The organism is Puniceicoccales bacterium (genome assembly GCA_031255005.1).
Lineage (GTDB): Bacteria > Verrucomicrobiota > Verrucomicrobiia > Opitutales > LL51 > JAIRTH01.
On record JAIRTH010000040.1, the window covers coordinates 5,001 to 14,351 of the forward strand.

A 9,351-nucleotide genomic window follows, 5' to 3' on the forward strand; every position below is an offset into this window, starting at 1 on the left:
AGTCCTATATATTAAAGGAAGGATCCAGGGTGATGTCACTGCAAGACCCGTCGAAAAAAATGTCAAAATCCGACAGTAATCAGAACGGCACAATATTCATTAATGACGAACCGGCTGTGATAAAGAAAAAGATAATCAGCGCCGTAACCGATTCCGATAATAAGATTTATGTCTCCAATGAAAAACCAGGTATCACAAATTTATTGAATATATATTCGGCCGCCAATGGCTGCAGCATTGAACAGTCCCAGGATAAATTTTCATCCCATGTCGGCTATGCAACGTTTAAAGCCAATGTGGCCGATTCGGTGATTGAATTATTAGAACCTATCCAAAAGAAATATAACGAGATAAAAAACGACAAAGACTATTTGAATTCTGTGGTTCAGGTCGGTGCAGACTACGCCCAATCCATAGCCTATAAAACCATGTCAAAGGTCTATGAAGAGGTGGGATTTTTGGGCAAAACTCAATAGGTCAATGGAAATTTGGCACAGAGAGCAATGGCCTCTTCTTTTATCTGTATACCGTTATCGTTGGCAATCAGATTCAACAGCGTTCTATTTATAAGATCAGCTATTTGAATCATTTCCGATTCTTTCATTCCTCGGGTGGTTACAGCCGGCGTTCCCAATCTTAGACCACTGGTTTGGAAAGCACTTCGAGTTTCATTGTGCACCGTGTTTCTATTGGTGGTAATATTAATAAGATCAAGAGCCTGCTGAGCTTGTTTACCATTTATGTCCGGATAATTTTCCCGCAGATCAACCAACATTAGATGGTTATCCGTGTCTCCACTCAGAATTTTAAAACCTAGACGTTTCAATTCATGGCACAGCATCTTTGCATTTTTCAGTACCTGACTTTGATATTCCACAAATTCTTGGCTTAGAGCTTCTTTGAAACACACAGCCTTGCCAGCGATCACATGCATTAATGGCCCACCTTGGATACAAGGAAAAATGGCTGAATCAATTTCTTTGGCAAATTCTTGCTTACACATTATTACACCTCCTCTGGGACCTCGAAGGGTCTTATGGGTGGTGGTGGTCACAAAGTCTGCATGGCCTATCGGGCTGTTATGAAGCTTTGCAGCCACCAGTCCAGCAATGTGAGCAATATCTGCTAACAACAACGCACCACAGGACTTAGCTATTTCACCGACGCGTTTAAAATCTATGGTTCTCGAATAGGCCGACGCACCTATGGTTATCATCTTTGGCTTTACTTTATGGGCCAGCTCCTCCATGGCATCGTATTCGATCATACAGGTATCGTCAGAAATGCCATAATGGGCCACATTATAGAGCATACCACTTATATTTTTCGGATGACCATGGGTAAGATGCCCTCCATTTTCCAAAGATAAAGTTAGGATTTTATCGCCGGGTTTTAGCACGGCCATATACACAGCGGTATTGGCCTGACTACCTGAATGCGGCTGAACATTAACATGTTCTGCACCAAAAAGTTTCTTAGCGCGTTCCATGGCCAAAACCTCCACTTCATCCACATGATCACATCCTCCATAGTATCTGCGCCCTGGATAACCTTCGGCATATTTATTCGTCAGAACACTACCCACTGCTGCCAATACAGCCTTTGAGGTAAAGTTTTCTGAGGCGATCAACTCTATATAATTTTGTTGACGATTTTCTTCTCGGAGAATCGCTCCAACCAAATCTGGATCACAGCTTTTTAAATAATCAATATAATTTCTAGGCATAACATTTTTCAGGATTGTTCTCTGGGATGAAATTTTTCATACTCTGACACAATGCGTTTTTTGTCCACATGGGTATAGATTTGGGTGGTCGAAATACTTTCGTGGCCAAGCATTTCCTGAATATATCTCAAATCTGCACCATTTTCAAGCAAATGAGTAGCGAAGGTATGCCTCAACCAATGGGGACTTGTCTCTGGCGATAGACCAGCCATGGCCGAATAATGTTTTATACATTTCCAAAAAGTTCTAGGAGATAACGCCCTGCCACGCAAACTTAGAAACATACTGCTATCGGTCTTTGGCTTCATAAATTTACTTCTGCCATTGGTCAAATATCTGCGCAGGGCCTCCATGGCCGGCTGACCTATGGGGACAATCCGCTCCTTATTGCCCTTTCCATGGATTCTTAAAAAACAATTTTCGAAGTCAATTTCATGAAGTTTGATGTTACATAGCTCCGAAACCCTCAAACCACTGCTATAGGCCAGCTCTATCATGGCCTTATCCCTCAGACCAACCTCGGTGTTTGGCACCACACTCAATAGATCTACCACAGAATTACAAGATATCACATCGGGTATATTTCTGCATTTTTTTGGAAATGAACACATCAGTGCCATATTATCATCGGTAATCTTATCCATGACAAAAAACTTGAATAAGCTTCTCAGCATCGAAATTTTTCTTGCTATGGTCGATGAAGTACAACCTCTTGCAGTAAAAGACTCTAGCCATTCGAATACGGATTTACTGGTCAAGGCATCCACTTCAATATCGCTTTTTAAAAATTCGACCAATGAGGCCAGATCATTCCCATAGGACTTCACCGTATGATCCGACGCTCCTTTCTCTAATTTTAGAAAAACCATGAATCTATTAATTGCTTCGGAGAGTAACATTTACATTTTTTCAAGGGTTTCCAATCCAAGCAGCTCCAATCCAATTTTCAAAATATCAAGAACTCTGGAACAGATTAGCATTCGCCGCCCAAAAACTTCAGAATCTTCGTTGATTATCCTATTAAGATTATAGAAAGTGGAAAACTCCCCAGCGAGCTCGTATAAATAATTGCATAGAAGATGCGGTCTTAGATCATTGATAGCCTGGCTCAACATGACCGGAAACATAACAATTTTTCTACATAAAAAGTGTTCCTCCTTGGTGGTTAATGGTGTCATAACAGATTCATTTAATACCGTTTTATTTTTAATCTTTCTAAAAAGAGCATATACCCTCGCCAGGGCATATAGTAAATAGGGCGCCGTATTGCCATCAAAGGATAGCATCTTATCCCAAGAAAAGGCATAATCATGAGTTCGATTCTGAGATAAATCAGCATATTTCACAGCTCCTAATCCCACTACTCGGGCCACCTCTCTCTTTTCTTCTTCGGACAAATCAGGATTTTTTTCACTGACAATAGCATAGGCCCGGAATTTGGCTTCATCGAGCAGCTGTTTCAATTTTATGGATTCACCGGACCGCGTTTTTATGGCCTTGCCATTCTCCCCTAACATAGTACCGAACCACACATGGCGCAACTCTGGAACTTTTTTATCGAAATGCTTGAACCATTTCGAAATAGTCATAAATAACTGCTCGAAATGATCTTTCTGTCTACCATCGGTGACATAGATCAATTCATCGACATCAAAGGTTTCTGATCTATAGAGAGCCGTGGCCAAATCAGTGGTGGCGTAGTTCGAGGCACCATCGGACTTTCTTATGATAAACGGCTGTTTTTCAAACTGACCATGACCTTTGTGAAAAACAACCAGTGCTCCATTGTTCTGCTCGGCAATGCCAGATTCTTCCAATTCACCACACACTCTGTCGACCTTATCCCGATAGAACGATTCGCCGAGCACATAGTCGAATTCCACATTCATTTCTTGATAGATATCATTGAAAGCTTTGTAGGACACATGGTTAATCTGCTCCCAAATCGAAAGATTCCCTCTATCGCCGTTCTGCAATTTCACCAATTCATTTCTTGCATTTTCTAAAAACGAAATGTCGTTCTTGGCCTTTTCGCTACCATTCTTATATAGCTCTTCGAGCAAATCTAATACCTCTTCCATCGGCAGATCCGCTAAATTTATTTTCCTAGTTTTTATTTCTGCCAGCAGGATTCCAAATTGGGTACCCCAGTCACCGATATGATTATCTCTCACCACATCTGCACCACAAAACTTCAACATTCGTTGGATGGACTCGCCGATTATCATAGACCGCAAATGCCCCACATGCATTTGCTTTGCCGTATTTGGAGAGGAATAATCGATGACTATCTTTTTACCTTTAAATAAGTTAGCTGCTGTAGCTTGAATTTTATTGGCATCCGAATTTTGGGACATCCAGTATATGAAAAAATTGGATGTCATCCTAAAATTTATAAATCCTGGCCCAGAGACTTCCGGGGAAAAATACCTCTGATGATCATTGCGAATGAACGCATCCACCAATTTCTCAGCCAACATCTTTGGCTTCATTCCGGCCCTTTTAGCAAAGGAAATAACACCATTGGCTTGCAGATCACCAAACTGTGACTCGGCAACCCTAATCTCAGGATCTTTAAATCCTTGAAACTCACCAATATTACTAGCTATACTCAGTATGGTTTCTTTGAGACACTCCACAATATTAAACCAGTCCATAGAATCTACCAGGCTACACTGGACAAAACAATAATACCATATAAAAGCATAAGCAAGCCAAAAAGTCTTGGCAATATTTTTCCTTTAAACAGCCATTCGATAAAATCCCTAAATTTATAGGGAACAATCCCTAGATATATGGCCACACTAATGGCTAGATATACAAAGGATACCATGAATAGCCTGGATTTTTGTTCACACATATAGGCAGCCGCTAAAAGCTCATTGGAAGCCAATAGTACCAAAACAGCCATGCCTCTTATGCATAGAAAATCACGAATCATCAAAGTTACCACCACTGCCACACTCAAAAAGAATCCAAAAAAGATCCATTTGTATTGGCCAAAATCTGCTTCACTTAACCTTGTAATATGCCATAGAAACCATGAAACAGCAGCGCCAAAGGCTAGCCAATTTGCCAATCTAGAACGCATAAAAATTTTACACTTCCTTTCGCAAATCAGTGGCTTAATTATCAGGAAAATTCCACAGAAAATCAGTAGCAATCCCACAGATAATTCAGCAACAATTAATTCCATATATAATTCTGTATAAGGAACATATGAATTAAGTCAAAGCTTTCGTCAATAGAATAATCATCCAGACAGATTTCCAAATCCACAGGAATTTGCCTTTTAAACCATGTGCGCTGCTTTCGAATGAGACGATGGGTATTTCTTACCATAGAGTCGATCAGCCTATCCAAATCACCAGAACCACTTTTTATAAAGGCAATCGTCTCTCCATAGCCTATGGCTCTGGCAGCACTTCTATTGGATTCTATCCCTATCTCCATTAAGTGCTTAACCTCATCAATCAGCCCATCTTCAATCATTTTTATAATCCTGGCCCGGACCCGGTCGCCCATGCAATTTCTAGTTAGCAACACCGTAATTTTTCTATGGTTGGAGAATGGGCAGGATTTTGACATAAATCCAGCAACATTTTCTTCCACGGTCCTTCCGGTCACCAGGCAACGCTCTAGCGCCCTGGCAATTCTTCTAGGATTTTTCATATCCAAATTACCTAGAGCATCACCACTTAGCTCGTTAATTTTCCTCACTAAACCATCCAATCCAAAGTCATGATATAGCATTTGCACCTTGGCTCTCACATCCTCTGGAATCGCCACATCATCCATCACTGGATAGTAGAATGACTTCAGATAAAAACCACTGCCACCGACAATTAGCAGATTTTTGCCGCGCCCAGCCACATCGGCCATTACCCCCAGAGCGTAATCTACATATTGTTGTATATCAAATTTGTCATGTATATCCACCATGTCTATTCCATGATGCTTGATACGCTGGCAATCGGCCTTCGACGGCTTGGCCGAACCTATATCCATACAGCGATATATCTGCACCGAGTCACAGGAAAGAATCTCTGCATTCAATGCCTCGGCCAGTTTCAACGACAACTCAGTCTTGCCGACGGCGGTGTAACCGGTTAATAGAAGCAATCTAGCCATTATCCTACCATTTCATTAATTCAACCCTAAATCCAGGTTGAAATTTTGCCTCTCTACTGGATCCATTTTTTATGGTTACTCCAAATTCACACTTCCACGAATTTCCGATCATTGTTGAAATGAAATACTCATGCTCTGTCAATTTTTTCGTCCGAGCATCAAACCTGGCTGAAATTTTCGCACTGGTTACTGCATTGAAATTCCAAGCAAATCCAATGCCATATTGATCAAGCTCATGCTGTAGTGTTTTGGTAGAAAAATCAATTCGCCATAAATCGCCGCTCTTAAACTCAGTGGCTGTGGTCAGCTCATTGAGCGTTGCTCTGTTCGGGTTAATCCGAGAATAGGCTTTAAACCCGATGAAATCGAAGGGAGATAATTCCAACTTTATATAGCTGTCCGAAAGACTATGCCGACCATTGGTATCAAAATCAAAACCATAATGCCCGAGTCTTACATCCTGATATACAGATAATTCTGCAATTTTTCTAGCCAAATAATTTGATCTTCCTTGGACAAAAAATAAATTTTCCAGACCTAAACGCATTATATTGCCGGCTTTTAGCTGATCCACATCCCGCATATCTCCCAGGTCTAATGTGGGAATATTTGTATCAAAATGATGCCTGTCCATGGGCAATATTAGGGAAGAACCACCGGCAGCATTGGGCGTATATCTATATTGTATCATCGGCTTTATCACATGCTTTATTCCATGCATATCCAGCAAATCGCTGTCATAACCAATGAATCCATGGCCAAAGAATTCCACATCAACACCGACCTGACCAATGACCCGCTGATAACTATCTTTGGAAGACAGAGTTCTGTCATAGCAGGTAAATCTACCACCAATCACCGGAGTCACTGTCATGTAGTCAGTCAAATGAGTTGGCCGATACAAACCATAGTAAGAATCGAATCTGGTCAAAATATTCTTAACGTCGACCGACTTATCCCTAAGCCGCGCAACTTCGGCAAAGAAATTATGATATAATCCCATCCATGGTAATTGCATGGTTACCGTATCGAACCTAAGCTGAGGAAATCTCTCCACACTAGGATAAAAATCATTTGGCCGAAATTGACCGATGGCTGATAATAAATACCAATCGTCCTTATATACCACCTCAGCAAAGCTATCAGCATACCGATTTTTATTATGTATTCTCCGACGAAAATCTCTCTCTACTTCGGAATCACGCAGCCAGCTCAGTTGGCCGGTAACATCAACGCTATCATATATATGCTGCTTATGCCTAACCTCAGAAAAAAATCTATGCTTCTTTATATTTCGGCCAAGATTATCGACACCACGCCTACCTCTATCTGCTATGAAGCCAGCATCAACTCCCCCCAAAACTGAATATGTTTCATCCTGGCTGCTATATTTTAAGGCCGGACCAAATAATATTCCACTTTTCGTGTAAACGTCAAACAATCCTCCCAGCTTTACATGGTTGCCAACGTTGACAAGAACTTTGTTTTGCACAAAGGCACCATGTCTACTATTCACGCCAATTTCACTACTGATATCTGGGAACATATGTTCATCCATGTCCAGCTTCGGCAGATAAAAAATTGGAATCTTTCCAATCTGAATTCTGGCATGGCTCACAGAACATTTTCTGCTACCATCGGCCACAACTTTTTTTGCTCTTATATTTGGAGAAAATGAATCTGGCTCAAGGAAATATATGGTGGCATCATTGGCCCTAAGCATGTCAGTCATGGAAATTTTTTTGGCAGTCAATATCATCGGATGCAAATAGGATTTCACATTTCTAGCTTCCATTGAGCAATGTCGAAGATCATAGATTAGACTATCTCCCATGATAATTATATCATTTTTTCGAGCAATGACATTGCCATCGGCCATGGCCAATCCATCTCTATATTTCAGGCTATCTGCTTCTAATACAATATCCTTTGTATCAACCTTTGGTCGCTTAGCCATAGCAGGACTGAACGACATAGGTGTAAAAAAAAGGATAAGCCACAGTGCGGATTTTATGGACACGTGGCACACAAGTATCTATAACTAATTAATGCTCAAGTTCATTTTACATTTACCATGAATATTCACAAAAGCCTTGCACTCGGTTCATAATTAATAAAATCTAGATGGTATATTCTTTATGAAGAAGAAATTCGAAACCATTGAAGATGCTAGCAGAATTTATTTATTGCCGAATTTTTTTACGGCATCGAATTTATTTTTCGGATTCTCTGCCATAATTCGCTGCATACAAGCTAAATATACTGCAATAACGCCATCCATGGCTCATTTATATTATACCCAAGCTGTTTGGCTCGTTCTATTCGCTGCTCTGGCCGATGCCCTGGATGGTCGGGTGGCCAGATTAGGAAAACGCGAATCGCTGTTTGGTATGGAATTTGATTCCATAGCCGACATGGTTTCCTTCGGCGTAGCCCCAGCATTGATGGTATTTTTTTTGATACTCTCCCCCACCGAGGGGCTAACAATCTTTCGTCAAATCGGATGGCTCATCGGTTTTGTATATCTATTATGTGCCGGCATCCGTCTAGCTAGATTCAATGTAATTACCCATCCATTGTTACCTCAGGATGAGCTTAGAAAATCATCCAAAGATTTTCTCGGACTACCGGTGCCAGCCGCCGCCGGTGCAATAGTTTCTATTGTTATGATAATCAATAGCTATGAACTCAGCAATGGATTTTTAATAACATTGCCACCATTGATGCTTCTGATTGCCTATCTAATGGTCAGCACCATTCCATTCCCAAGTTTTAAAAAGGTGGATTGGAATACTAAAACCAAGCTGAATACCTTTATAATAGGCATCGCCATCATTGCCATTGTAGTTTGGTTCCATGAATTTTCCATGGCCATAATATTTTTATCGTACATGTTTTTCGGCGTTGCGAGACATATCTCCAAGGTCAAGAGAAGTCATAACGACTATCAAAATGATATAACCTACAATGACGGCGAAGAGTAAAGGAGATTTGCTCTCCGACATGATGCTTAACATGATAATCCCGTCCGTTATCATGGCAAAGCTTGATGATTGGCTGGGCATAAAGCCATCCATGGCCCTGCTCATAGCATTGGGATTTCCCATAGCCTACGGCCTGATGGATTTTATCCGATCAAAAAAATATAATGTATTTTCAATCATTGGATTCATCAGTATTCTACTGACCGGTGGCATAGGATTACTACAGCTCCCCAAGGAATGGATCGCCATTAAAGAAGCCGCAATACCATTTATTCTTGGTCTATTGGTAATAGCATCGCTATGGACAGATTCTCCATTGATGAAAGTGCTACTATTCCAAAACACCATCCTCAATTTATCGAAGATAGAAGAAGCCATTGAAAGAAATAACAATCAAAAGAAATTAGACAGATTGCTAAAAAAGGGAACCCTTTGGTTTTCGTCATCATTCTTGATCAGCACCATTCTGAACTATATCCTAGCCATTGTGCTTATAAAAAGTGACACCGG

General features: G+C 40.7%; 9 protein-coding genes (1 of these 9 cut by a window edge). 3 read left to right on the forward strand and 6 right to left on the reverse strand.

Annotated features, from left to right (window positions below; genetic code table 11):
- Nucleotides 1-476 carry the 3' end of a tryptophan--tRNA ligase gene (gene trpS, locus LBH49_03890; protein MDR0351749.1) on the forward strand. Its footprint begins 526 nt before the window's first position, so 476 of the gene's 1,002 nt are visible here — the last part of the coding sequence; its start codon lies beyond the left edge, outside the window; the stop codon is at nt 474-476.
- On the opposite strand, the gene LBH49_03895 is transcribed toward trpS, so the two are convergent.
- The 6 genes from LBH49_03895 to lptD are packed head-to-tail and all read right to left on the reverse strand — an operon-like array spanning nt 470 to nt 7,832.
- Complete coding sequence (locus tag LBH49_03895; GenBank protein MDR0351750.1) at nt 470-1,711, reverse strand: serine hydroxymethyltransferase; 1,242 nt, start codon at nt 1,709-1,711, stop codon at nt 470-472. The two genes, trpS and LBH49_03895, sit on opposite strands and share 7 nt — an antisense overlap.
- A gap of 23 nt (nt 1,712-1,734) precedes the next feature.
- Nucleotides 1,735-2,625 carry a tyrosine recombinase gene (locus LBH49_03900; protein ID MDR0351751.1) on the reverse strand — a complete coding sequence of 297 codons (891 nt, stop codon included), beginning with the start codon at nt 2,623-2,625 and terminating at the stop codon, nt 1,735-1,737.
- Nucleotides 2,626-4,383: an arginine--tRNA ligase gene (argS, locus tag LBH49_03905; GenBank protein ID MDR0351752.1), complete on the reverse strand. Its 1,758-nt coding sequence runs from the start codon at nt 4,381-4,383 to the stop codon at nt 2,626-2,628.
- A gap of 5 nt (nt 4,384-4,388) precedes the next feature.
- Complete coding sequence (locus LBH49_03910) at nt 4,389-4,922, reverse strand: hypothetical protein (protein ID MDR0351753.1); 534 nt, start codon at nt 4,920-4,922, stop codon at nt 4,389-4,391.
- Complete coding sequence (gene miaA / locus LBH49_03915) at nt 4,913-5,857, reverse strand: tRNA (adenosine(37)-N6)-dimethylallyltransferase MiaA (protein ID MDR0351754.1); 945 nt, start codon at nt 5,855-5,857, stop codon at nt 4,913-4,915. Before miaA ends, LBH49_03910 begins: the two co-directional genes overlap by 10 nt.
- A 4-nt stretch (nt 5,858-5,861) precedes the next feature.
- Nucleotides 5,862-7,832: an LPS assembly protein LptD gene (gene lptD, locus LBH49_03920; protein ID MDR0351755.1), complete on the reverse strand. Its 1,971-nt coding sequence runs from the start codon at nt 7,830-7,832 to the stop codon at nt 5,862-5,864.
- Between the two features lie 163 nt (nt 7,833-7,995).
- On the opposite strand from lptD, the gene pssA reads away from it, so the two are divergent.
- Both pssA and LBH49_03930 read left to right on the forward strand, forming a co-directional pair.
- Nucleotides 7,996-8,841 (forward strand): CDP-diacylglycerol--serine O-phosphatidyltransferase, encoded by an 846-nt coding sequence (gene pssA, locus LBH49_03925; GenBank protein ID MDR0351756.1) that lies wholly within the window; start codon nt 7,996-7,998, stop codon nt 8,839-8,841.
- Nucleotides 8,825-9,351: hypothetical protein (locus LBH49_03930; GenBank protein MDR0351757.1), on the forward strand; the 527-nt coding region annotated here is incomplete at its 3' end. The genes pssA and LBH49_03930, both read left to right, overlap by 17 nt.

What these genes read in the sequence shown, in the direction of transcription:
- argS (MDR0351752.1), bottom strand. Translation starts at nt 4,383, where the DNA reads ATGGACTGGTTTAATATTGTGGAGTGTCTCAAAGAAACCATACTGAGT.
- pssA (MDR0351756.1), top strand. Translation starts at nt 7,996, where the DNA reads ATGAAGAAGAAATTCGAAACCATTGAAGATGCTAGCAGAATTTATTTA.
- lptD (MDR0351755.1), bottom strand. Translation starts at nt 7,832, where the DNA reads ATGTCGTTCAGTCCTGCTATGGCTAAGCGACCAAAGGTTGATACAAAG.
- LBH49_03910 (MDR0351753.1), bottom strand. Translation starts at nt 4,922, where the DNA reads ATGGAATTAATTGTTGCTGAATTATCTGTGGGATTGCTACTGATTTTC.
- miaA (MDR0351754.1), bottom strand. Translation starts at nt 5,857, where the DNA reads ATGGCTAGATTGCTTCTATTAACCGGTTACACCGCCGTCGGCAAGACT.
- LBH49_03900 (MDR0351751.1), bottom strand. Translation starts at nt 2,625, where the DNA reads ATGTTACTCTCCGAAGCAATTAATAGATTCATGGTTTTTCTAAAATTA.